This is a genomic window from Paenibacillus sp. V4I3, from assembly GCF_030817215.1.
Lineage (GTDB): Bacteria > Bacillota > Bacilli > Paenibacillales > NBRC-103111 > Paenibacillus_E.
Map to the genome: position 1 here is coordinate 6,844,904 of NZ_JAUSZA010000001.1, position 24,804 is coordinate 6,869,707.

The following is a 24,804-nucleotide window of genomic DNA, read 5'->3' on the forward strand; positions in this document are numbered from 1 at the left end:
TTTATCCATTTTGGTAGGTGTAGCGACGATATGAATTACGACGATATAAAGGAAAATGATGTTGTATACCGGTGTATCGGCGACGATTTCGACCAAGGCATTTTGTCATGCGGCTTTATGAGAAAATTAACGGCAGAGCGTTCCCAATATGACTTTAAGATCGGATATTACAGCTGTTTTTTGATTCTGCAAGGCAGTGGACGATATATCTCAGAGGACGGTACCGTTATTCCGATGCAAGCGGGGGATCTGGTTCAGCGTTTGCCCGAACGTTTGCACTCCACCGAAATCGAGCCAAATGGGGAATGGATAGAGTTTTATATTAGCGTAGGTTATCCTGTCTATCATTACCTAATAACACTTGGAATTATTAATTCCGATAAAGAGGTGCAAGCAACGCAGGTTACGAGCGATTTTGTTATTGATTTTGCTGCCTTGCTAAACAACCTTAAAGGCGCTGCAGATGAAAGGCTTCCCTATTTGCTGATGAAAACACAAGAGCTCATTATCCGATTACATGGCAGCGTTCATTATACGCAGAGAGAGCACAATGATCCTAAAATGTCGAAGGCTTGCCAACTAATCGGCGGCTCTAATGATATCCATTATGATATGAAGGAAACTGCAGCAGCCGTAAATATGGGCTATGAGAATTTCAGGAAGTTATTTAAAGCCACGACCGGGATTTCCCCTCAGCGATACCACATCGAACATTTAATGAAACAGGCAAAAATGATGCTCCTCTCCGGACTCCCCATCAAACATGTAGCCGTTAGTCTTGGTTATGGGGATATTTACTCCTTTACCAAACAATTTACTAAATCGGAAGGAATGCCTCCAGGACGTTATATTCGTAACCGCCACAGGTGACAATACTTTACAGCCAATATAGGCATTTCGCTCAGAAAAAAAACAAATAACAAAGTCCCGAGAAACCGGGGCTTTGCCAACAATCTGAAACCGCTCCGAAGAGCGGTTTATGTTTCTTATCTGGTCACCGATCCAGGATTCTAATTAACTTTGGATAATTGCCACATTTGGTTATTGGTGTTATTATCCGACCATTCGATGATTTGCGCTCCATCTGTTGTGGAGGCGCCGTTTACATTAGCCAAGAGCAAGGGCGTCCGTCGCGATGCGGAGTCTGGAGGAAACGGGAGGCAAGGAGAAAGTCCCCCTATTTATGAGCAATTTTCATTCCGGAAGTAATGATAAAACAGCAGGCTGATCGTAAAAATTCCGTGAGCCAGTTATGCTCACGGAATTCAGATTTCACGAAGCTTAATCGTTTCAAGTAATTTCGATGGAACATTCGACAGAATAGTCGCATTCCATCTTTGTTGATTACTTTTTCAACGCCGCACCGACCGTTTTTTCGTATTTGTCGACTTGCCACTTGACAACGTCGTCGTAGCCCAAACCTTTGGCTTTCGTGATCAATTGCTGTTTCAGGCTGTTAAACTCGTTATCATCCTTCGCGAACATCAACTTCCAGGAATATTCCTTGATGACTTTGCCCACTTCGCTGTTCTTCTGCTTGATGTCGGCCGGTTGCTCCGCCGGCGCTTCGCTGCTGGAGTACTCAGGTGCCACGGCAACTTGGTTGTTCTTGACGACGTAATCTCTCACCGTCAGCGCACCCATAGCGTCCCGCCAACTCTTCGTGACCGGATCCGGATTATGATTCAAATACGAGGTCCACATCGTGTAATCATACGGTTCCCCAGTTTCCGGATTGATCATAGACTTGGAGATCGTCGCGTTGTTGATTTGGTTGACGCCGTCCTTGTACAGCCCGCCGCCATATTCGTCAGGCATATTGACGGAGTTGGTGATCGCTTTGTACCCGAAATCGGTCAAAGTCGGCTTGCCGTCCTTGATATCCCAAATCAAGCCCTTCGGTCCATAGCTGGATACCATGACGCCCTCCGGCGTATACAGCCAGTTAAGGAATTGCATCACGCGCTCCGGATACTTCGTCTTCGCGCCAATGGACCAATACCACGTGCCGCCCTGTGGTTTAAACCCGACGGATGACATTTTCTCATCGCCGAATGGCACGAACGCGAAACCTTTGCCTGCAGACGTGTGCTCCGTGGTGTTGTAATTGCTGCTTACCCAAGGAAATTGCGCGAATAGAATTTGCCCGTCCTTGTACTTATTGGACACGTCGGAGAACTTCTGCGTCAAGGAGTCCGGATCAAGCAGTCCCATCTTATTGGCATCAAAGAAGAATTTCACGCCTTTCAAGTAGTAACCGTCGTCATCGAGCAAGCCTTGCCATTTCGCTTCATCGGCCTTCGTCAGGATCAAATCAGCTTTGTTGAATCCGTCCCCTGTCCCATAGCCGTATAATGCAGTTATAGACCCTACGTTCATTGAACCGGACCCGTCCCAGTCCGACCACAGCGAAAATCCGTACGTAGGCTTGCCACTATCGCTCTTCGGACTGAGCTGCTGCATTTGCTTGAGGACGGTCAGATAGTCGTCCAACGTTTTGATTTGCGGACTGCCCAGCTTCTGGTACAAGTCCCAGCGGATCTCGGGGCCGAATGTCATATCGGCCGTTTTCGCTCGGGCCGCTGCCGCTGCCTACGTTATGCCCTATACTGTAGATCGCCGTGCCGCCGCCGAATTGCTTGCTGCTGGCTTCAAGCGCTTGGCCGGCATATTTTTGAATGTCTTGGCCGTATTTGTCAAGCAGCCCGTTTTTCTTCCAATCCAACAGCAGGTCAGCTTTGATCGCATCTTTGACGTTGATTGCGACCTGGATATCGCCCACATCGCCCGAGGCCAACATCGTAGCCTCTTTTTGCTGGCCGCCGCCGATAATGTTTAATTTGATATTAAATTTGTCCTTGATCACCTTCGCAAACCAACCCGGTTGATTCCCGGCATAATTGGCCAGGTTCGAGAATACCGTCAACGTGATTTCCTGCTGCTTCGAAGGATCTGTGCTTGCGCTCGATTGCGCCGGTGAATCTACCGCGGTTTTGCCGCCGCTGCATGCGGACAATAATACAAGCACGGCGCTCATCGAGACCGCGGCCGCTATCCATTTTTTCCCTCTAATCATTTGTTTGTTAACCTCCTTGTCATGTACCTGCATAGTCGTACTTTTTCATTGCGGTCAAGAAATGATTGCTGACATCCCCTTGACAAATACAATACAAGCCAACAACGTCCCGCCTCACCTCCTTTGCTAGTTTCAAATTCAGCCCTTTACGGCCCCGATTAAGATGCCTTTGACAAAGTATCGTTGGAAGAAAGGATAGACGAGCAATATCGGGATGACGACAACCATAGAAACCGTCGTCCGAATCGAAGTGGCAGTCTGCATATTGGTCAAATCCGCATTGATTGCCCCTCCGGTGGATTTCATCAGAGTTGCCAGCGATGTCGCTTCGTTTAAATAGCGATACAGGAGAAATTGCAGCGTAAACAGCTTCGAGTTCGTGATTAGGAACAACGTGTCCTGGAACGAGTTCCACTGACCGATGGCCGAGAAGATGGCGATCGTGGCCAGAATCGGTGTGATCAAAGGCATGACGATCTTCAAGAAGATCGTGAAAAAGCCCGCTCCGTCGATTTGCGCCGATTCCTGCAGGGCGATCGGCGTCGACTCGATGAACGTTTTGACAAGGATGATATTGAACGGAGCAACGATCCCGGGTATGACATAGGCCAGGAAATTGTTTACCAAGCCAAGCTTGAGCATGATAAGGTACCATGGAATCAAACCGGCATTAAAATACATGGTCACGATGAGGAACCTGTACCAGAATTTGCGTCCCCACATTGCGTTTTTCGTAAACAAGTATCCGAGAAATCCCGATGCAGCCACGGTCAACAATGTGCCAATTACAGTGCGTCCTATAGATACGAGCGCGGCTGTACCCAGTCCGGGAATTCTGAATACATCAATATAGTTGTTTATATGAAGCCCTCGCGGGTAAAACATGATGAGGCCTCTGCTGCTCAAGTCGTTGTTGCTAATCGTATTGATGAGCAAATAATAGAACGGAAAGAAACAAACAAGAGTGAAAAGGGCAAACCACGTATAATTCAGGATGTCAAATATCGTAATCTTTCTCATCTTTCCCATGTCGATACTCCTCTCTACTCAAGATGACTTAGATGACGCCTTCGCCGCGAACCAGCTTCGACAAGCCATTGGCTACATACAGCAGGAACAAGCTGATAATCGATTTGAGAATGCTGACCGCCGTCGCGAACCCGAAGTTGGAATTCACCACCCCGATGTTGTATACGTACAGATCAAGCACCTCAATATGATTCATGTTTATCGCGTTAGAGAACACATAATATTGCTCGAGTCCATTATTGATGAAGTTCGCGATTCCCAATATGAGCAGCACGAAGAATGTTGGTATAATCCCGGGAATCGTCACGTGCCACATCAGCTGGAAACGGTTTGCTCCATCCACTCTCGCCGCCTCATACAATTCCTGATCAATCCCGGCAATCGCAGCAATGTACAAGATCGCACCCCAACCGAGACCTTTCCATATGCCCCACAAGGTCATGGCCAGCCAGGTATGGTTGTCCGATGCCAGCAAACTCAGCGGGCGTTCTATCAGATGCATGCTCTTCAGCAAGTTGTTCAGGAAGCCGTTGTCGACAGAAAACAACATGAATGCGAAGGAGTACACCAATACCCAACTGATAAAGTTCGGCAGCGTTGTAAGCGTCTGCACGATTTTCTTAAACGTCGGGCTCTTTATTTCCGCCAGGAAAATCGCGAAGATGACCGGCAGAACCGAAGTCAGAATGCCAAGCGAACTGATCACGAGCGTGTTGCGCAGAACCCTGAGGATTTCCTGAACCTGAGTCGGATTCGACACCAACGCTTTAAACCAGCCCAGGCCCACGAACTCGGTTTTGGACAGTGGAATACCGGGCCTGTAGTCGTAAAAGGCATAGACCCAGCCGTACAGCGGCAAATATGAGAACAAAAAGACAAGAACAAGAAAAGGAAGAGCCATAAGAAATAATTTATACTTATCTTTAAGTTGGAAGCGCTTTCTTGAAACTGGGGAATAGGTTTGTTTAGACAAGTTTGCGTTCATGTTTCTCCTCCCGCTATTAAATAATTTTTCTATCATTTGCTCACTTTTACTTGGATTTTCAAATCGGCTATCTTAGGAGGTCTAGAACTCCTGCTGGTATGACATTTCCTATCAACTCTCTCTCAGCGGTGGAACCTGCTTCAGGTTTTGTTCCACAGATTCATTATGCGGGCAAACTCTCAACCTCTTTGTTTCGATTATAACGAAATCGTTTTCATCATAATACCCGATAAATTTCACTTAAAATCCAGCCATAATTAGTGTTTTTCCGTGCCGGAAAATATTGAATCATGCCGATCCTGATAGATTGTATATCTGCGCGGCAGGGTAAACACTCTGGCATGAAGTTCCTGCTCAGAAAAGGGCTTGGTCAGGTACTCATCACCGCCAGCCAGCAAGTCCTCGGTCTTATCCATGGTACTGGATTTAAAGTAAGGCAATTCTATAGCGCATATTTTTCTGCGCGTGGAATTCCGCGCTTCCGTAATCTGTCAAAGCTGTCTCTATAGGAGCTCCATCCTGCCCGTATACGACATGCTTCGCCGCATGCGGAACGCGGAGCCTGCAAACGCCGGCATGGCTTGTCACAAGCTCGGCTTCCCGCAGCTTCCCAACCGCCCAGCGCAGATCTGCGGTATACCCGCCCCGCCCACGCAGGCCTCGGACCGTGCCGTCCGCCCACGCTTTGGGAAGCGCAGGCAACAGATGCAATTCGCCGACATGGCTTTGCAACAGCATCTCCGCCGGTATGTCCAAACACCATTCCGCCAAGACGGCCATTGCAGATCGGGAGCGCCTCATTCCAATCGGCTGCGGGCTTCCGATATCACAAGCTCATCGCGTTCATTCCAATGTCTCCTCTCGTATAACTCCGGTTTGCGGAAGGAAACGGAAGCGGCTCAGTCCGATATCCCCGACCAAACACAGATAGACAGTGCGAACTCCCGACGCCTCGTCCACCTTGCAGGCAATTGTCTCCCACAATTGCTGCCCCCCCGTATCAGGAACAGTGCATGTTCCGATAAGCGAACCGTTTGGTGCATCCAGTCTAAGCTCGATTCTGCCGCCTTCCTTGCCGGACATACAACGGGCTTCGAAGCCGCTGATCCCAACGCTGAAATCGGCATCGTCAAATCGCAGCCAGCCTGACTCGCCCGACAACCGGATGCAGCTCCCGCCTTCCCGGCATTCGTCAAGGTAGACGCCATCGTAATCATCATAGTTCACTGCCGGTGTTTCCTTGATTAAATCGCGCGGAGGCACGGTTTCGCCGTCTACCGCCAGCTTCTTCTGCACGCGAATATCTCCCGACGAGCCCCCGATCATGAGCGTATAAGTACCGGACTCGATGCAATAAGCGTCTCTGGTCACATCCCAGAACGCCAGCTCGGAAACCGGCACCGTAAAGCAGATGGTCCGCTTCTCTCCGGGAGCCAGATGGATGCGCCGGAAGCCCTTCAGCTCTTTGAGCGGCCTCTGCACGCGGGACGTATCGGCGCGCACATACAGCTGGACGACCTCTTCTCCGGCCATATCGCCCGCATTCTCGACCTGCACACTGACCGAGATGTCCTTGTGTGAGCCGGCACGCTCCAGATTCACTTTCAGCTCATAGTAACGGAAGGTCGTATACGACAACCCGTAACCGAACGGATACAACGGCTCTCCATCAAAATATTGATAGGTGCGCTTCCCTTTCCTAATATCATAATCCATGATATCGGGCAGCTGCTCTACGGAACTGTACCAGGTCATATTGAGCCGTCCCGCCGGGTTATAATCGCCGAACAATACGTCCGCCAAGGCGTTCCCAAGCTCTTGGCCGGCATGTGAGGAATACAAGACGGCCGGAATGTGCTTATCGACCCAGTTCAGGGCAAACGGGTAGCTCCCAATGACGACGACAATCGTGTTGGGATTTACCTTGTATACCTCCCGAATCAGCCTCTCCTGGGAAGCGGCTAGCGTCAAGTCCGGGCGGTCGATCTCTTCCTTCCCGTTGATAAGCGGGTGGTTCCCGACGATAACAATCGCTGCATCCGACGCTTCAGCCACCGCAACCGCCTCCTTCAGACCGTCCTCGATAACCTCTTTGCGCAAAGCCCCGCCTTCATCGCCGGGCAGCGACACAGGGCTCCCGTTCCAGCTTGCGAGCGACATCGTCCCATCCTGCCCCTCGACAGGTTGAAACACCTCTTTGACGAACCAGCCCCAAATGTCTTCAGTCGAAGCGGTCACGGTCCTATCGTCGGTCGTCACATATTTGCCGTTCGAGAGCGCCTTCAGCGTGGCGCTGCCGAAGCCCCAGTCGGTCATCAAGAACGTCTCGGCGGAATCGGCAGCTGTCCGGTCCGCCTTCAATGCACCGTTCTCGTCCGGCGCAATCCCTACATATTTTCCCGTCACAGCGGAACGAAGGCGCACACGGTCGCATCCGTCGGCGAAGACGACGGAACCTTTGCTCATTTTGGCCCGAATGCCTTGCAGCGGAGTGACCTTATACGGATGGCTGCCGGAATACCAATCTCGGCATACCGCATCTCCGAGCGGCCCTATCACGGCGACTCGCTGTACGGCATCCCGGTCGAGGGGAAGCAGTTGATGCTTGTTCTTGAGCAGTACGACGGATTCACGGGCCGCTTCCAGGGAGAGAGTCGCATGCTCCGGCTTGCAAACCGTGTCATCCGGCATGCCGGCATACGGATTGCGCTCGTCTGGATCGAATTCGCCAAGCAGGAAGCGCACCCGGAACGTGTTGGTCAAAGCCTGGACCAGGTCGCCATCCTCAAGCAGCCCCTCGGCGAGCGCCTCCCGTATGGCGGCGCAGGTAATCTCGGCATCGTCCGTGATGCTGTCGATGCCGTTCTTGATCGACGCCACGACAGCTTCTTTATACGTCTCAAAATAATGGTGATCCTTCACGAGGCCGATCAGATCTCCTGCATCGCTGACGATAAAGCCGTTCATCTCCCACTCGCCTTTGACGACCCGGAGCACATCGGGATGGAGAATGGCGGGCGTCCCGTTGATCGAGTTATATGCAGTCATCATCGACAGAGCCCCCCCATCGCGGAAGGCCGGCTCAAACGCTTTCAAATAATATTCCCGCATATTGCGCGGGTCGATGCTGGCGGAGCAGTGCCCCCGATCCTTCTCGTTGTTGTTGCCGAGAAAATGCTTCAAGGTCGCAATCGCTTTGCGGTAAACGGGATGCGAACCCTGAATGCCCTTGACGAGCGCGGACGTGAGCTCACCCGTCAAGTGCGGGTCTTCCCCGTACGCCTCCTCTGTCCGGCCCCACCGCGGGTCCCGCTCCATATCGACAGTCGGCGCCCATAGTGTCAGGCCGTTGCGCGCGGGGTCCCGCTGATAAAACACTCTGGCCTCATCGCCGATAACGGAACCGATCCGTTCCAGCAGTTCCGGGTTCCAAGTGCAGGCAAGGCCGATCGGTTGCGGAAATGAGGTCGCCTCCCCCAGCCAAGCGATGCCGTGGGCAGCTTCGGTACCGTGCTTGTATGGTTTCACCCCCAGCCTCTCGACTGCGGGTTGATTTTGGCACATGAGCCCAATTTTCTCCTCGAGGGTGAAACGGGACACCAGATCGGCAACACGGTCTTCGATTGCCAGATCTTGATTCTGAAACGGTAAAGCTACTCCCTTAGCACTTGTCATCGTCGCCAAACCTCCATTTTAAGGTATTTAGAAATCATCTTAGCTCAATCTGCCGTGGTTGCCGTGGCATGGAAATGGCCCAATTGCTCGGGCCTTTAATCGCGACCGATCCCAAGGAGACGTTCCCAGCCTTCCGCAAGATTGTTGCGGGCCCAATTCCAGTGGTCTTTGTTTTCATATTGCCGGAAGGTACATTCAATCCATAAGATCAGATCCAGATAAAAATCGTACATCACTCTGCGCCGTTGCTGATTTTGGGTTGCGACGGCCAGCCCATAGCCCCTTGAGAACCCAACGGATCGGTTGAAGCGGCCGAAATAAACCTCCATCAGCGGGTCGCCCCAAAGCGCTCTTTCGAAATCGATCAGCCCTGTTATTTCCCCATTCTCGACAAACACATTTCCATCCCATAAATCCCAATGCACGAGACGGGGCTGTACGACTTCGTGCAAAGCATCCAGATGCCGTTCAATTTCCGATTCGATAACCGCATCGCCCGCAGGCAGCTCGACCCCAGCATCTCTGGCATCAGCCAGCACGCCCCGGATCATCTGTTGAAAAGCTTCCGCCCATGAGTCATTCCACGATTCTTGCTGCAGGAAATATCCGAATTTCTCCCCTTGCACTTCATTGATCATGCGACTATAGACGCCAAGCTCGAATTCGATCGCGTCCTTCTCTTCCTGGGAAAGCGTCTCTTTGATTTTGTTGTAAGGAACCCCCGAAAGTCGCTCCATAATAAAATACTCCGCATTAATCAAGGTGCATGTATCGTCGTGTGCGAGCACCTTGGGTACAGGCAGCGTTCCGCTGTTGTCAAACAAGCGTAGCGCCTCAACTTCCGTGCGCATCAAGTTTGCCTCATAGCGCATCATTTTTGTTCCCTTGAACGGCGCCACTTTTAGGATAACGTCGCGGTCGTCGCTTGTGATGATCGCGTATGCGCTGTTTGCCCACCCATCCGTTAATTCTTTCGTTTCAACGACCCGGCATCCGAAGGCTTGGTGAATTATTCGTTCCATATCACTGTCTATCAGCTTGGGTTTAATATTACTTTCCATATTATTTGTCCAACCCTTTCATAAATCTAAAATCATTCCTTAATGTTTCAAATCGACCATCACTTCACTTACATTCCTTGATAGTTTTTCAACATCCACGAGAATGACCCTATGCAAGAGAAGCCCCTTTTCCTGCATAATCTAAGAATAGGAAAGGACGCTCCCAAGCCGACTCTTGGGCTAAATCCTCCATATTTCCACCCAAACAGACCTATTCGATATGAATCACCGGCTTATAATCAAACCAATCAAAAAGTGCCGGCGTACTCTGTCCTGTTTCGCAAACGGCATACATCGCAATGACTACTCCCGTAAAGCCGCCTGCTACCTCAGTTGAGAGCAGATGCGTTTCTCCCGAGCCCAACTCAAGGACATCGGATTGATTTGGCTGAATGGAGAAAACAAACCATTCCGGCCTAGCCTCAATCTTTAGCACGACCGGGCCCGCTGCGCATTCGTGCGTATGCTCCGTTCTCAATGATCCCACGGTCCGCCGTAATACGATCAACTTGCGTCCTTCCTTGAACTTTACGGCAAGATCATAATGATACTTTTCGTTCATAAATACGGTAAGTCCGGCTTCCTCACCTTCGCTTTTCGGTTCGAAATCTAGTAGAGCGGCTATGTTGCATGACAAATGGCGCAGACGCCGGCCCACAAAGGCGGGGGCGCCGGCATCGTCGAGCGACACCATATTCCCACGCAGCACCAAATTTCCCGGACTTTCGTGGAGCGACCAGCTTTCCGGAGTCGGATTCCGCAGAAACACCCAGTCAAAGCCTAGCGTTGTTTCATCAAAATCATCTCTGATTGCCTTATGCGGCCACCGGACTTCCTGCAGCTGAGGAGCCTCCATAACGGACTCGATACGCCCGCCGTTACCGATGATCGGCCAGCCGTCATCCGTCCATGACACGGGCGCCAAAAAAGTCTCTCTGCCCAGATGATGCCGCATCGGATAAGAAACAGGCCTGATTCCCAAGAAAACCGCCCACCAGCTGCCGTCATGCGCCTGTACCAGATCCGCATGCCCGGTTGCGTGTATGCTGGTCTTCAAGCTTCTATGAGACAAAATCGGATTATGGGGACACGCTTCATACGGTCCATAGGGGGCGCTGCTTCTCGCTATCGTCGCCATATGGCCGTATTCAGTTCCGCCTTCGGCGATCAGCAAATAGTAAAATCCGTTGATCTTGTAAAGATGGGGAGCTTCCGGGTACGCTCCGCCCGTTCCCCTCCAGATCAGACGGCTCTCAGTCAGCATGCTTCCGGTCAATATGTCAATCTCGCATTGATAAATGCCATAACCTTCATTGCCGTCGCAAGTGGATTGAAAGTATACACTGCCGTCTTCATCGAATAATAGAGAAGGATCGATGCCCTTCTGCGCGACAGGTATTTGATCGGACCAATGACCGTCCGGCTGCCTGCTTCGAACAAAAAAATTGCCGACCCCGCTCACATTCGTCGTTACCATATAGAACCAGCCGTCGTGATGGCGGATCGTTGGGGCGTAGATTCCTCCCGAGAGCCAAGTGTTTCCCAATGGCAACTGCTGCTCGGTTGTGAGGCAATGTCCGATCTGGCGCCAATTGACAAGATCCTTGCTGTGAAATAGGGGGACTCCGGGAAAATATGCAAAAGAGCTTGTCACCAGGTAATAATCATCCCCGTTCCGGCAGATGCTCGGATCGGGATAAAAGCCGGGAATAACCGGATTCGTATACTGCATTTGGATTTCTCTCCTTGTTGTGGGTCTGATGTAAAAGCATATTCATCATTATTTATATAAAAAAATGAAGTTTTGAGATACCTACGAAATTTGTGAATTTTTCATAGAATAATTAGATATTACAACTGAGGTAACATCTACATCACTCGCTCCGCAAAGCACCTTACTCCCTCGCGTTCGCAGCCTATGAAATCCGGCAGCACCAGACTGTTTGCGGATATGGTTTACTTTCACTCTGAGAGCAAGCATCATAAAAGATAATCGCTGTATGCCAAATACTTAAAACTCCAGAAAATAATAGTGTTAGCATCATCATTGCGTCAGAATCTACATCGATTTTCTCATTTCCCTTCTGAATTGTCCGGGTGAAACCTTGTATCGCCTTTGGAACAACCGATAAAATGATCTAGACTCCATACCAATATTTTCTGCCACCTGCTCAACAGTCATTTCTTCGGTTTCAAGCAAACATGCCGCCTGTTCTAATTGAACTTTCAAAATATATTGATAAATAGAGTGACCCAGTTCGTTCTTAAATAATTTATTTAAGTGCTGCGATGTATAACCAACCATTCGAGAAATCTCGTCTACCTTAAGTTTACTTGAGTAATGATCGTAGATAAAATTCACTACTTTCTGAATTGTTAAATTTGGATTAATCGTAAATACGTGTAATCCTATGGTTTGAAGTTTAGCTTCTACTAACAAAGAATAAATGATCTCAGAAGTCTTTAACGATCTGTCTCTGTAATCTTCTGACATACATAGCGCATCTATCAACTCTAATATTCTATCTGAAGAATTCACAATTACTGGCCTGTTCATTTTTAATCGAAATTGCAATAGGAGCATAAGGTTACAATCAAATCGTACTGTCGCAATCTCCCACTTTTCATCTAATGACTTATATTCAAAACTTATACTAGGCGTAATAATGACCAACTGATTAGCTTGAATTACAAATTCAGGCTGGCTATTTATTCGAAATAGTCCTTTCCCCCTTAAACAGAATATAATCTCACAATGACTACTCTCCTCAGTAAAATAACCAACTGGGTTGCGAATATAGCCTGCTGCGCTTAGTCGAAATGGAAGTGACAAATTTGTTTGAGCTATCTTTGAGAATAAGTCTTGTGAAATCAAATGGCCCCCCCCTTTATGAACTTCACTCTATCTGCTACACAACATGCTGACTCCCATAAATTTTTTCTTTATTGTTAATTCCCTAAGACAATTGATAACGCTTACATTTCACCAGATTCATATACAGCATTTGGATTTCTCTCCTTGTTGTGGGTCAGATGTAAAAGCGTATTCATCATTATTTATATAAAAAAATGAAGATCTGAGATACCTACGAAATTCGTGAATTTTTCATAGAATAATTAGATATTACAACTGAGGTACATCACTCGCTCCGCAAAGCGCCTTGCTCCCTCGCGTTCGCAGCCTATGAAATCCGGCAGCACCATGTTTGCGGATATTCGGACGGATGACGTTTGGCCGGCGGCATGCCCGGGCGCATCGTAGGCAGGCACTAATGTCGCATCCATATTATTGGGGAAGCTGTCGCCCGCAGCGAGTGTCGTGATCGTCCACGAAAATACCAGATAATGCTCTTCCGGATTGTGATCTCGGCGGCATCGCTCCAGAACGTTTCTCCCGGTAAAACCATCCTGGACATAGACGAATCGAACATTACCGGGATGCTTCCGTCGGGCAATTTCCCGCCGTCAGCGATGTAAGCCGCCTCGATTCGGAGCGGTCTGCCCATGTAGATAATGCGCTTCTAACATTTTACAGCCAGTCCCGCAAGCCTCTAACAAAGCGTCAAGCTTCAATATCCCTCAATGGAATAAAAATCCAATCTTGGAATCCCGCCACCATTCCATATCTTCATCGCTCTGGTAGACATGTTTAATCACCCCCTTTAAAGAGATAAAGAGCAGGACTTCACAGTCGCTGCTCTTCCGTTCCTCCCGTTTTTCAGGGATTCACAAACTGCCACTGCAGGTTGGTACTGGCATCGCTGCTCCACTGCTTCAAGTCGGAGCCGTTAGCCGTATTGCCGCCGCCATCCAAAATAAAGACCGGTTGAAGCATTCTTGATCCTGTAATTGCCTCCGTATGCTTCCAAATTCCATCGCTGGTTGTAGCTGTCGCTGCTGCTCCACTGCCCGCAAATGGAGCCGTTAGCGGTACGGTACATACCGTCAAGATACAAACCTGTTGCAACATTTTTTATTTTGTAATAGCTTCCGTAGAATTCCATCACCCATTGCTGGTTGCTACTGGCGCTGGTACTCCATTGGCCTGCATTTGAACCATCTGCGGTACGGCCCATGCCGTCAATATACAAACCTGTGGTCACGTTCTTCATTTTAGAAGTTTTCATGACACTCATGATCGCATCAATAATTCCTTGCTGTGTGATCGTATAGGTAGACCTGTTAAACAATCCAAAACCATAATTTCCATTCCATCCATTATCCCAAATAATCGGTACCGAACCGTATTTCCTGGCTGTTGCGCTTACCGCTTTTGCAAATGCCGCACGATACGTATTATTCGTTGAATCATAGGCCATTTTATCTATGGAACCGAATTCACCGACGACCACAGGATATCCTTGGGTTACGAATTTATCATACGTAGACTTCAGTTGCGAATCCAAATAATCTTCCTGTCCCCAAGTGGATTTTTTCGACGTGTTGGTAGCTGTTGCTCCCCATTGGGTTATGGTACCGGATTCCTCACCGCAGAAGTCCCAAGGCGAGTAATAATGAACGGATATCATGATTCTTTTTTCAGAACTCGGAATCGCAGTTGATCTGTAATTGTCTGTAGGAAGCGCAAAGCCATAATTGCCTACTGTATAATCAATGCTGGTATTCCAGCCGGGAATCAGAAGCCATCTTGCGCTATTGTTTCCTCCGGTTTGTCTTACGGTATCTACAAAGATTTGATTATAAGCATTAAGATTTGAATAGTATGTGGTGTTAGGCGTTTCCCACGTCCCATCAAATTCTTCGTTCATGGATTCAAAGATCAAATGCTCATCATAATTGACAAACGTATTAGCAATCTGCTGCCAGACTTTTTGATATTTGGCCCTGATCGTTGTTTGATCGTTTGAATTGACTAGCAGCCAAGAACCGGGGACTGAATTGTACCCGTCTCCATGAATGTTAGTAATGACATACAAGCCTTCGTTGTAGGCATAGTCCACGACTGTTTTCACTCTGTTCAGCCATGCAGAATCAATCGTATAATTCGGTGCACTCCCTATCTTATTCAAATACGAAACAGGGATACGGATTGTTTTAAATCCTGCTGCTTTTACCCTTTGAATGAACGCCTGCGTGACATTAGGAGTGCTTTCGCTGGGTGTACCGTTGGAACTGAGCTCAAGCTGGTTTCCCAGATTCCAGCCCGCCCCCATTTCAAAAACAATTTGCGAAGCATTCAATTGCGTGAAATCGGCTGTTTCTGCAGATGCTGACGGAATCCGACCGGAAATGACAGTTGTAAACACCAATACCATGGCTAACAAAAAGATCCTGAAAGACTTTACTTTTGACGACATAAATAACACCTCCGTCTCTTATTTTTGGTTCATTTTAAACGAGTTCAACCAAAAAACTCCCAACCGGTAACAACCTTGTTCATCACCTCCGTTCCATTAAGGTACACTTTCAGCGAATGGCAAACGGGCTGTTCTGAACGATGGATAGCCATTCGCGGGCAATGAGTTCATGGCCGACAGCCGTTGGGTGAACGCCGTCCCATATCCAATAGGCGGCATCCTTGCCGGACGAAGCCTTGTCGAACGCCTCTTGTAATGGAACGAATACCGCATCGTATTCCTCGGCCAACTGACGAACGATACGGCCGTAGTCATCGATCCGTTTTCGCCACTCCTCCCATTTTTCCTCCGTACACCCGACTTTCAATATAAACGGCTCGCACAGCACTAATCCTGCGGAAGGCAACATCTCCTTCGTTTCCGCCAGCAAATGCCTGTACGCTCTTTCGAAACGGTCGCCTGAACAACCCGAAAGGATCCGCCAGGCGTCGTTGACGCCGATCAGGATGCTGATCAGATCCGGCTTTAAGCTGATCGCATCATCGTCCCAGCGGGCGTATAAATCCGAAACCCGGTTTCCGCTGACACCCCGGTTGATGAAATGCGGTTGGTTGCGGGCCAATTCGAAGCCGAGCTTGCTAGCAATGATAAAAGCGTAGCCGTGTCCCAAAATGTGATTGGGATCCTCGTTGCTGTCCCGGTTGCCATCGGTTATGGAATCGCCTTGAAACAGAATCGTTTGTCGTGTTGGATTCATGATTGATTTTCCCTTCATTCTCGGATAAGGTTCTATTTCCCTGACCTAGCAGCTGGTTTCGGCAAGCTCTACAATCTCTACGGCGTATGGCTCCATGTCAAGCTCCGGTCCGATCCGTCTCTCGCTGAGAATACTTGGATAAGCTTGACTTAGCGTTACAGTTTGCCGCTTCCGCGAAAGATTCAATAGGAACAAATATCGCTTCTCTCTCTTCTTGCGAACCGAAATTTGAACGCCCTCCGGCAGATCGGGGAACAGGCTCGCACCCGCTTCTGCAGCGGCCTCCCGGAAAAAGTCCAAATAAAAGCTCTCCTCGGCAACCGTCCCCAAATAATACACCTTGCCGCTTCCAAGAGAATGAACCGCAGCGGCCGGTTTGCCGGCGAAGAAATCGTCTTCGTACCAAGCGATCGGTTCCGCGTCGGAAAGCTCCAAAATATCGCACCATTGCATGCATGTGTAGGTCTTCCCATTCTTCGACCGAATGGTGTGGACGTCTTTGCCTATCGGGTCGTATTCCGACACATACACTCCGGCCGCTTCAGCCAGCGGACCGGGCAGCGGCTCCATCCGGCAAACATTGTTCATGTTTTTAACGCCAGTGCGATTCGTTACAATCAAGGTAGCCCCGTTCCGGACACAATCCTCGAGATGGCCTGCCACGCTGTCATCCAACAAATAGAGAGATGGGGCGACAATTAGCCGATATTCGCTTAAATCGGCTGTCGTATTCACCACATCGGTCTGAACGCCCAGCTTCGTCAATGCGCGGTGATACAGCTTCAGATTGTCGAAATAATCCATTCCCTCCGCCTGCGGCTGAATCTGAAGCGCATTGTATTGATCGTGCGAATGGAGAATGGCCGCTTCGCCATGCACCTCCGATCCGGTCAGCAGCGGAGAGAGACGGTTCACTTCCCCGCACAGCTTGCTATACTCCTCGAACCGGCGGCCCGGAATGTTGCTATGGTCGATCAAGCCATGCCAGAATTGCTCGGCGCCTACGGAAGCGCTTCTCCACCGGAAATGCACGAGGGCATCGGCACCGCGCGATATGCACTGCCAGGCGAACGCACGTATAAACCCCGGCTGCGGCGTTCGCCACATCGGGAACCAACAGCCTGGCGGGCCGCTGATCGTTTCCATGATCCAGAAGTTCCCCCTCTTAATCCCCCGGGTTAAGTCCAGCGTCAACGCCCCGCCGTATCCGCTCGTATCCGACTTTTCCGGACTTGTGTTCGGATAATAGTCAAGGGAGGCAAAGTCCAGCGAGTCGCACAGTTTGTAATAGTCGAGGGACATCGGGTAGCTCCAAATATTATGGGTCACGAAATGATCCGGACACAGCTTCCTCAGAAGATTCACTTGCAGTTGTTGAAAATCGACGACAGAATCCGTTTCGAACCTTTTCCAGTCCAGTAAATAAGACGGGTTTTTGAAGGAGGTACCGCCCAGCGGGGGCTTGATTTGCGGCCAACTGCTGTACTCCCCGCTCCAGACGACGGTGCCCCATGCGCGGTTCAGATCCTCCAAAGATCCGTACTTGTCCGACAGCCATTCTCGGAACCGCTCGCTGCAATTGTCGCAATGACACTCGTTCAGAGCAAATTCGTTATCAATCTGCCATCCGGTTACAGCCGGATGCTTCGAATAATGCGAGGCAAGCTTATCCACGATTTTCTCCGAGTAAAGGCGCATGGAGGGACTGTTGTAGCAACGATGTCCGCGCACACCGGGATATCGCGGATGCAGCAAGGCATCAACCGGAAGCACGTCCGGGTACCGCTCCACCAGCCAATTCGGCGGCGTGTTGGTCGGAGTTCCGATCACGACCTCGATGCCGCGTTGATGGAAAACCTCTATCGCATCGTCCAACCATGCGAAATCGTATCGCCCTTCCTCCGGCTCCAGACGCGACCATGCAAATTCGGCTAACCGAACCAGACGGACTCCCGTCTGCCGCATCAGATCCGCATCCTGATCCCACATGGCGCGCTCCCAGTGCTCCGGATAATAATCTACACCCATTTTCATCATAAGCTGCCCTCCACCGATTGCTAAGCTAAGCAATGTTTCATTGTAAACCGTTGTTTCCCGATTTCCGCACAAATCCTTATTTCGGCAGCAGAGAGTCCTGTCCCTGCGCACGGGCGCAAGGCAGGACTCCTTTTATCCCGAAACGATCGATTCTTGCTCTACGATGCTGTGCCCGTAATGCTCGTGCCGTTCTTCGTAATCGTGTACTCGATGATGGCGCCGCTCCAGAAGTGAAACTTCAGAATCACCGTTCCATCGTTCACTTCATTGAAGAAGCCCTGTGTAAGAGAGATTTCATTTGTAGCATAAGATGGTTTGAATGTCCGGTTGAACTCCTTGAACGAAGTCCAGTTATGCGGACCGGCGTTGCCCCCTGCAGCGTAAGTGGCCTCCATCGTGGCAAGACGGTCGCCGTTGAAGGCAGTCGGAATCGCAAAATTTGAAGTGGTGCCTTCCACATTTTGCAGCACCGGCGTGTCATTGTATAAAACATGGAAAGTCCAATCGGCGCCTTTGTTGAACCCAGCTTTCAATACGGCAACCTCGCCTGGTTCAGCCGATGCGGTCAGCTTGGCGACATAACTTGCTTTGAGAGTCAGGACTTCGCCATTCAGCTCATAGTCCACGCCATTGACCAATTCGTATTTTCCATTTTTGATGCTGGTTAGAACATTGCCGTTCAAGTTCAGATGGACTACGGCGTCCTGTTCCTGAGCACCTTTCTTGACAAAAATCAGATCGGATTCGCCAGTGGAAGAACGGCTCTTCAAGCTGGCCATGATCTGATTGTAAAGCTCAGGATCGTTCCACTGAAGCGTTCTGCGGTCAAAACGCCCGCCGTTGTCCCACAGCATAAGTGCAAATTTGTTCTCTACGGATTTAGAGGTGAAATACTCGATAAACTTTAACATCTCGCCATGCTCGGGCACACCTTCTCCGGCATCCCAGCCGAGCAGTCCGTATTCGCCTACGATAACGGGAATTCCTTTCGATACGAACGCATTAGATACATTGTCAATCAATGTATCGACATCCTTAATCGTGTCGGCCTCGAGCTTCGGGTAGCCCGCAATATTCACACTGAACGGCCAGAAGCCGTAAAAATGAACGGTCACGATCAAATTCGGATCGTTCAGCTTGGCAATCGTGCTTGCAAGCGAATCCACACGCACTTTCTCGTGATTGCAGTATAACGTCGGCAGCACAAGCGGACGATCGGCATTTGCGCCTCCCGACGCTCTTACAAGATGGACGAAGGTTGTGTTGATCTCATCAAGAAATGCGAGCTGCGTCGTTATATCAACGTTTAAAAATTCCGGTTCGTTGATGCTTTCGAACATCAGTTTGTTGGAACGATTCTTGAAGCGGTCGGCGATTTGCGTCCATACCGCGGTATATCGGGCCAATACTTCGTCATGATTCGTAGGCATCGTTCTGGCCCACATCCAAGCGTCATGGTGAACATTGATCATGACATACAGTCCCTCTTCCAGCGACCAGTCGACGACTTGCTGAACTCGGTCCATCCAGGCCGGATCGATCTTATAATCCGGTGCGTCGCCCATCCGCCCGTTCCATGTAATCGGAATACGGATACTTTTGAAGCCCTGCTTCTTAATTTCCTTAATGAATTCTTTGGTTACGCGCGGGTTACCCCAAGCCGTCTCATCATTTTTTGTTGGATCAGTCGTATTAAATGCATCAAATGTATTGCCCAGGTTCCATCCGGGCTGCATTGCGCTGACATAAGACTGCATTTTGGTTTCTTTCGGGGAAGCAGCGGCCGAGCTGACGGGTGAAAACAACGCCAGCAGCAGGGCAACGATCATTGCGACCGACAGATATGATCTTTTTGAGCGCATAGAAATTCTCCTTTGGTTTCATAATTTAGGCTTCCACTGTACACGTGTTGCTTGGCGGACGTTACTTGGGTGTGCCAGTGATTCGGCCACCTTTGGACGTAAGCTGATAATAGTCAAGTAAGCTCTGCCGCAGCGCGCAGGCGCTGGACAGGACTCCCTTTTTCCCCAATCAATTCCGGTTCTACGAAGCTGTGCCCGTAATGCTCGTGCCGTTCTTCGTAATCGTGTACTCGATGATGGCGCCGCTCCAGAAGTGGAACTTCAGAATCACCGTACCATCATTCACTTCTTTGAAGAAGCTTTCTGTAAGAGCGATTTCATTTGTAGCATAAGAAGGTTTGAATGTCCGGGCGAACTCCTTGAACGAAGTCCAGTTATGCGGACCTGCATTGCCCCCTGCAGCGTACACGGCTTCCATCGTGGCTAGACGATCGCCGTTGAAGGCAGTCGGAATCACAAAATTTGCGGTGTTGCCTTCCACGTTTTGCAGCACCGGCGTGTCATTGTACAAGACATGGAACGTCCAATCGGCGCCCTTGTTAAATTGGGCTTTCAATACGGCTACCTCGCCAAGTGAGGCCGATTCAGTCAGCTTGGCGATAAAACTTGCTTTGAGGGTCAGCTCTTCGCCGTTCAACTCATAATCTTTGCCTATTTTCAACTTATTGTCTCCGGCACGGATACCGGTCAAAATATTGCCGTTCAAGTTCACATGGACTACGGCGTCTTGGGCCGGCGCACCTTTCCTGACAAAGATCAGATCGGATTCGCCAGTGGAAGAGCGGCCTTTAAAGCTAGCCATGATCAGGTTGTAAAGCTCCGGATCTCTCCACTGAAGCGTATTGCGGTCAAAACGCCCTCCGTTGTCCCATAGCATCAGGGTAAGTTTGTTCTCTATGGATTTAGCGGTAAAAAACTCCAAAAATTTCAACATCTCGCCATGCTCGGGCACACCTTCTCCGGCATCCCAGCCGAGCAGTCCAAATTCGCCTATGACTACGGGAATTCCTTTCGATACGAACGTATTATATACATTGTTAGCCATTGTATCGATATCCTTAATCGTGTCGGCTTCAAGCTTCGGGTAGCCCGCAATGTTTACACTGAACGGCCAGAAGCCGTAAAAATGAACGGTAGCGATCAAATTCGTATCGTTCAGCTTGGCAATCGTGCTTGCAAGCGAATCCACATGCTCTTGCGAGTTATTCGTAAATAACGTCGGCAGCACTAGCGGACGAACGTCATTTTTGCCTCCTGACGCTCTTACAATATGGACGAAGGATGTGTTGAACTCATCGAGAAACGTGTGCTGCGTAGCCACATCAACGTTATCAAATAACGGTTCGTTGACGCTCTCGAACATCAGTTTATCGGAATGATTCTTGAATCGGTCTGCGGTTTGCTTCCAAATCGCATTATATTGAGCCAATACGGCGTCATGATTCGCCGGCGCCTTGCTGACCCACATCCATGAGTCGTGGTGAATGTTGATCATGACATACAGTCCCTCTTCCAGCGACCAGTCGACGACTTGCTGAACCCGGTCCATCCAGGCCGGATTGATCGTATAATCCGGTGCGCCTTCCATCCGCCCGCTCCATGTAATTGGAATACGGATGCTTTTGAAGCCCTGCTTCCTAATTTCCTTAATGAATTCTTTGGTTACGCGCGGGTTGCCCCAAGCCGTCTCATCATTTTTCGTCGGATCAGTTGTATCAAATGCATCAAATGTATTGCCCAGGTTCCATCCGGGCTGCATTGCGCTGACATAAGACTGCATTTTGGTTTCTTTCGGGGAAGCAGCGGCCGAACTGATGGGTGAAAACAACGTCAGCAGCAAGGCAACGATCATTGCGACCGACAGATATGATCTTTTTGTGCGCATAGAAATTCTCCTTTGGTGTCATATATTTGGATTGATTCTGTAGATGTTTTGCTTGCCGCGTATTTACTGATGCACGCCTGAATATCCTCCTCTGCTTGGAATAATGGGCACTGCTGTCTTTTGAGGAAATCAATTCTCAGAGACACTTGTGACTGCACTTCGATGTTGTGTTTTTCATGCACCTCCTCATTGAACGCTTTATGTAAGCGGTGACATTTTTATTTTAACGATATGGCGTTTGTAATAATACTTCATAAAATCATCTAAAAATCATGTGGAAATTCAATATTTTGGATGCTTTCCTGTAAAATAATGCGCCGATATGAGATAAGGGACCGCCCTCCATGGCGGCCCCTTATCAATCGGTCGGTTCAACAAGCCGACGTTACTTAATGCCGCTGTCGGCTTTCAGCTTGACTTTGTCAGCTTTTACTCATTCCAAAGCTTCACACGGTCTTTCACCAGCTTGGTGAATTCCTGATTCAGCTTGTTAACGCCGGCTTTTTCCAGATCCTTCATGAAGTTGTCCCATACGGCATCGAATTGGTCCGGCTTCGCCAAAATCGCTTCTGGAATGCGCTTCTTCATAATGTCTTCGCACTTCTGGAAGAGGACGTTCACTTCGGAGCCGCTTTCCATGTTGATGTTCCATGCCGCGCCCCACGGTCTAACCGGGAATTCCTTCTCGGACGGCCACAGATCCTTAAAGTTCTTGATTTTGTAAGCAGCCAATGTCTCTTTGTCCGCTTGGGTGTATTCCTTCTCGATTTGTTCCGGGAAGACAGTGGTGTAATAGTTACCCGTTGGGTCCTTCACGCCGTCACCGTAGCTCGGTCCCATTCGGTACATATCTATACCGGTAGTTTTCTTGAAATTTTTGTTGTCATTGATCTTCATCTTCAGAATGTCGTCCAGGATGACGCGCTTGCCGTTCTCCACCTTGTAATGCTTGCCTTCAATCCCCCAGTTGACCAACACTTGCCCTTCATCAGACGCCAGAAAATCCAGGAACTTGATGATGCGAACCGGGTCTTTGGCGCTCTTTGTGATCGAGATGCCGGTACCAGCCAAGTACCCGGTATCTTGGAAGTCATATCTCTTGTAAGTTTCATTCAAGGTAACCGGAAAGTGGGCGTAGGTTTGATCAAACTTGCCCTCTTTCTTCAGCAATGCTTCTTCATTGGCGTAGTCCCAATCCGCATCGATGAGTCCCAGAACGCGGCCGCTGGCAACCTTCGCCTTGTACTGGTCATACTTCTGCACGAAGCTCTCCGGGTCAAGCAAGCCGATGTCGTTCATATGGTTCAGCCATCGGAAGTATTCCTTCTCCTCCGGACGCAAGTAGTGGAACTTCGTCTCATAGGTTTTCGGATCAATGTAAAATTCACCTTCATCCGGCGCGCCTGTCGTGGCAACAGCGGGGTTGGTGGTGGTAATTAAAATTTGCCATTCCCCTGCGTTCAGGGACAAGGGGATGATCGGCTTGCCGTCGGCTGTGGTCGGGTACTTGTCTTTGTAGGCTTTGAGCGCGTTCTCGAAATCCTTCACCGTCTTGATTGGCGGATAGCCAAGCTCCTTCACCACGGCATGCTGCAGCTCGAAGCCGGCGCCTGCCTTGAAGTACTGGTTGTTTACCCCAGCGGTCGGCAGGACATAAATGCCATGGTCATCATTGCTCCAACGCAGACGCTTCATGTATTCTCCATATAGCTTCTTGAGGTTCGGCGCATACTGGTCAATGAGCGGCGCCAGATCGATCAAAGCGTCGGCGTCCTTCAGCTTGCCCGCACTGCCCTTGGCCGCAACCATATCCGGATAGTCGTTGCTTGCCACCATCAGGGAAAACATATCATCATTGCCGCCTACCGGGAATTGCGCCTTGACGGAGATGCCGGTTTTTTGCGTAATGAGTTTGCCGACTTCGCTCTGCATGTCGTCCCAGAGCGGATTGTTGTCGCCAGCAGCGAAACGGATCGTCATGGGGGTAAGAGCTTCTTTGGACGATTCGGATACCGATGGTTTGGACGATGCCGCAGGACTGCTTGTACCATCGGAATTCGGCTTGCTGCAGCCGGTGGCCGCCAACAAGGCGACGACCATCAGAACGCTTGCCACTTTCGTTGTGTTGACTTTCATGAAATACTGCCTCCCTTTTATTCGTTGATAATTGAGGTAATGATTATATGGGACAGGTTTCCCTGGACTTACCGATGTCAGTTAACTCTTGACCGCTCCCAGCGTTATGCCTTTCACGAAGTACTTTTGCAGGAATGGATATACCAAAAGGATCGGAGCGGTGACGACCATGGTGATGGCCATCTGGATCGATTCCGGCGAAACTTCCGCCAAGGACTGCTGCTTGTTCGGGTCGTAGATATTGCCGCCGTTGTCCGTCGTGAGCAGAACCTTGCGGAGCTCGTATTGCAAGGTCGTATACTCCGGCTTTTGTCCGTTATACAGATAAGTGTCGAACCAAGAGTTCCAATGGTTGACAGCGATGAACAGCGCGATGGTAGCCAGCACCGGCTGGCACAAGGGAAGAATGACTCTCCAGAAGATGGTCCAGTCGTTCGCGCCGTCCATCTTCGCGGATTCCAGCAAGGCATAAGGCAGACCATTAATGTAGGAGCGAACGATGAGCACGTTCCATACGCTCAAGATGCCAGGGATAATATAAACCCAGAATGTGCCTAGCAGGTGCAAGTCGCGAATCAGCATATAGCCGGGAATCAAGCCGCCGGAGATGTACAGGGTCATCACGAAGATGGCGGTGAACAACCGCCTCGCCTGAAACTCCGTCTTGCTCAGGACGTAAGCGACCATGGAGGCGGACAAGACGCCGACCATCGTACCCAAGACCGTTCGGATGGTCGAGTTGCGAAATCCGGTCAGCAGTCCCTCATATTGAAAGATCGTCTCGTAATTCCGGATAGTTAACACTCGCGGCCATACGTGGATGCTTCCTTTGACGGTATCCGCGGAATCGTTGAAGGAAATGGCCAACACGTTAATGAACGGATATAAGGTTGCAATCCCGATCAGGATCAGGATGACATACAGGGAGATGTCGAATAAGCGGTCGGCTGTTTTTTTCTGCACAAGCCCTTGCACTGTGATTC

The 24,804-nt window shown here is 49.7% G+C and carries 18 protein-coding genes; 1 reads left to right on the plus strand and 17 read right to left on the minus strand.

What is annotated here, in order from left to right; genetic code table 11:
• Positions 1-30 precede the first annotated feature (30 nt).
• A complete protein-coding gene (locus tag QFZ77_RS31535) occupies positions 31-870 on the plus strand; it encodes a helix-turn-helix domain-containing protein (RefSeq protein WP_307445984.1) in 840 nt (279 codons plus the stop codon).
• 140 nt (positions 871-1,010) lie between these two features.
• Here the strand turns inward: QFZ77_RS31535 and QFZ77_RS38060 are convergent, their stop codons facing one another.
• From QFZ77_RS38060 to QFZ77_RS31620, 17 genes are all read right to left on the minus strand, one after another.
• Positions 1,011-1,121, minus strand: a complete 111-nt coding sequence (locus QFZ77_RS38060) for an RICIN domain-containing protein (RefSeq protein ID WP_373462693.1) — start codon at positions 1,119-1,121, stop codon at positions 1,011-1,013.
• Positions 1,122-1,344: 223 nt separating this feature from the next.
• Positions 1,345-2,559, minus strand: a complete 1,215-nt coding sequence (locus QFZ77_RS31540; RefSeq protein WP_307445987.1) for a type 2 periplasmic-binding domain-containing protein — start codon at positions 2,557-2,559, stop codon at positions 1,345-1,347.
• A 655-nt stretch (positions 2,560-3,214) separates the two neighbouring features.
• On the minus strand, positions 3,215-4,105 hold the full coding sequence (locus QFZ77_RS31545; RefSeq protein ID WP_047675180.1) for a carbohydrate ABC transporter permease: 891 nt from the start codon (positions 4,103-4,105) through the stop codon (positions 3,215-3,217).
• Between the two features lie 28 nt (positions 4,106-4,133).
• Complete coding sequence (locus QFZ77_RS31550) at positions 4,134-5,090, minus strand: ABC transporter permease (RefSeq protein WP_307445989.1); 957 nt, start codon at positions 5,088-5,090, stop codon at positions 4,134-4,136.
• Between the two features lie 426 nt (positions 5,091-5,516).
• Entirely contained in the window at positions 5,517-5,870 is a 354-nt protein-coding gene (locus QFZ77_RS31560; RefSeq protein WP_373462785.1) for a glycoside hydrolase family 95-like protein, read from the minus strand.
• Between the two features lie 63 nt (positions 5,871-5,933).
• Positions 5,934-8,765, minus strand: a complete 2,832-nt coding sequence (locus QFZ77_RS31565) for a glycoside hydrolase family 3 protein (RefSeq protein ID WP_307445993.1) — start codon at positions 8,763-8,765, stop codon at positions 5,934-5,936.
• Between the two features lie 95 nt (positions 8,766-8,860).
• Positions 8,861-9,826, minus strand: a complete 966-nt coding sequence (locus QFZ77_RS31570; RefSeq protein WP_307445995.1) for an aminoglycoside phosphotransferase family protein — start codon at positions 9,824-9,826, stop codon at positions 8,861-8,863.
• Positions 9,827-10,037: 211 nt separating this feature from the next.
• The gene (locus QFZ77_RS31575; protein WP_307445996.1) at positions 10,038-11,558 is read right to left on the minus strand and encodes a glycoside hydrolase family 43 protein; all 1,521 of its coding nucleotides are present in this window, start codon (positions 11,556-11,558) and stop codon (positions 10,038-10,040) included.
• Between the two features lie 327 nt (positions 11,559-11,885).
• Entirely contained in the window at positions 11,886-12,701 is an 816-nt protein-coding gene (locus QFZ77_RS31580) for an AraC family transcriptional regulator (RefSeq protein WP_307445998.1), read from the minus strand.
• A 394-nt stretch (positions 12,702-13,095) separates the two neighbouring features.
• On the minus strand, positions 13,096-13,332 hold the full coding sequence (locus tag QFZ77_RS31585) for a hypothetical protein (RefSeq protein ID WP_307446000.1): 237 nt from the start codon (positions 13,330-13,332) through the stop codon (positions 13,096-13,098).
• A 282-nt stretch (positions 13,333-13,614) separates the two neighbouring features.
• Positions 13,615-15,144: a cellulase family glycosylhydrolase gene (locus tag QFZ77_RS31590; RefSeq protein ID WP_307446002.1), complete on the minus strand. Its 1,530-nt coding sequence runs from the start codon at positions 15,142-15,144 to the stop codon at positions 13,615-13,617.
• A gap of 109 nt (positions 15,145-15,253) precedes the next feature.
• On the minus strand, positions 15,254-15,901 hold the full coding sequence (locus QFZ77_RS31595; protein WP_307446005.1) for an SGNH/GDSL hydrolase family protein: 648 nt from the start codon (positions 15,899-15,901) through the stop codon (positions 15,254-15,256).
• 45 nt (positions 15,902-15,946) lie between these two features.
• Positions 15,947-18,049 carry a beta-galactosidase gene (locus QFZ77_RS31600; RefSeq protein ID WP_307446007.1) on the minus strand — a complete coding sequence of 701 codons (2,103 nt, stop codon included), beginning with the start codon at positions 18,047-18,049 and terminating at the stop codon, positions 15,947-15,949.
• 47 nt (positions 18,050-18,096) lie between these two features.
• Positions 18,097-19,800 (minus strand): cellulase family glycosylhydrolase, encoded by a 1,704-nt coding sequence (locus QFZ77_RS31605; protein WP_307446009.1) that lies wholly within the window; start codon positions 19,798-19,800, stop codon positions 18,097-18,099.
• Between the two features lie 181 nt (positions 19,801-19,981).
• Positions 19,982-21,685: a cellulase family glycosylhydrolase gene (locus tag QFZ77_RS31610; RefSeq protein WP_307446011.1), complete on the minus strand. Its 1,704-nt coding sequence runs from the start codon at positions 21,683-21,685 to the stop codon at positions 19,982-19,984.
• Between the two features lie 429 nt (positions 21,686-22,114).
• Entirely contained in the window at positions 22,115-23,821 is a 1,707-nt protein-coding gene (locus QFZ77_RS31615; RefSeq protein WP_307446013.1) for an ABC transporter substrate-binding protein, read from the minus strand.
• A gap of 81 nt (positions 23,822-23,902) precedes the next feature.
• On the minus strand, positions 23,903-24,796 hold the full coding sequence (locus QFZ77_RS31620) for a carbohydrate ABC transporter permease (protein WP_307446015.1): 894 nt from the start codon (positions 24,794-24,796) through the stop codon (positions 23,903-23,905).
• Between the last annotated feature and the right edge of the window lie 8 nt (positions 24,797-24,804).

Excerpts from the sequence above, each read along its gene's own strand:
- QFZ77_RS31535 (WP_307445984.1), top strand. The coding sequence starts at position 31 with ATGAATTACGACGATATAAAGGAAAATGATGTTGTATACCGGTGTATC.
- QFZ77_RS31540 (WP_307445987.1), bottom strand. The coding sequence starts at position 2,559 with ATGACATTCGGCCCCGAGATCCGCTGGGACTTGTACCAGAAGCTGGGC.
- QFZ77_RS31545 (WP_047675180.1), bottom strand. The coding sequence starts at position 4,105 with ATGGGAAAGATGAGAAAGATTACGATATTTGACATCCTGAATTATACG.
- QFZ77_RS31550 (WP_307445989.1), bottom strand. The coding sequence starts at position 5,090 with ATGAACGCAAACTTGTCTAAACAAACCTATTCCCCAGTTTCAAGAAAG.
- QFZ77_RS31560 (WP_373462785.1), bottom strand. The coding sequence starts at position 5,870 with ATGGCCGTCTTGGCGGAATGGTGTTTGGACATACCGGCGGAGATGCTG.
- QFZ77_RS31565 (WP_307445993.1), bottom strand. The coding sequence starts at position 8,765 with ATGACAAGTGCTAAGGGAGTAGCTTTACCGTTTCAGAATCAAGATCTG.
- QFZ77_RS31570 (WP_307445995.1), bottom strand. The coding sequence starts at position 9,826 with ATGGAAAGTAATATTAAACCCAAGCTGATAGACAGTGATATGGAACGA.
- QFZ77_RS31575 (WP_307445996.1), bottom strand. The coding sequence starts at position 11,558 with ATGCAGTATACGAATCCGGTTATTCCCGGCTTTTATCCCGATCCGAGC.
- QFZ77_RS31585 (WP_307446000.1), bottom strand. The coding sequence starts at position 13,332 with ATGGGCAGACCGCTCCGAATCGAGGCGGCTTACATCGCTGACGGCGGG.
- QFZ77_RS31590 (WP_307446002.1), bottom strand. The coding sequence starts at position 15,144 with ATGTCGTCAAAAGTAAAGTCTTTCAGGATCTTTTTGTTAGCCATGGTA.
- QFZ77_RS31595 (WP_307446005.1), bottom strand. The coding sequence starts at position 15,901 with ATGAATCCAACACGACAAACGATTCTGTTTCAAGGCGATTCCATAACC.
- QFZ77_RS31605 (WP_307446009.1), bottom strand. The coding sequence starts at position 19,800 with ATGCGCTCAAAAAGATCATATCTGTCGGTCGCAATGATCGTTGCCCTG.
- QFZ77_RS31610 (WP_307446011.1), bottom strand. The coding sequence starts at position 21,685 with ATGCGCACAAAAAGATCATATCTGTCGGTCGCAATGATCGTTGCCTTG.
- QFZ77_RS31615 (WP_307446013.1), bottom strand. The coding sequence starts at position 23,821 with ATGAAAGTCAACACAACGAAAGTGGCAAGCGTTCTGATGGTCGTCGCC.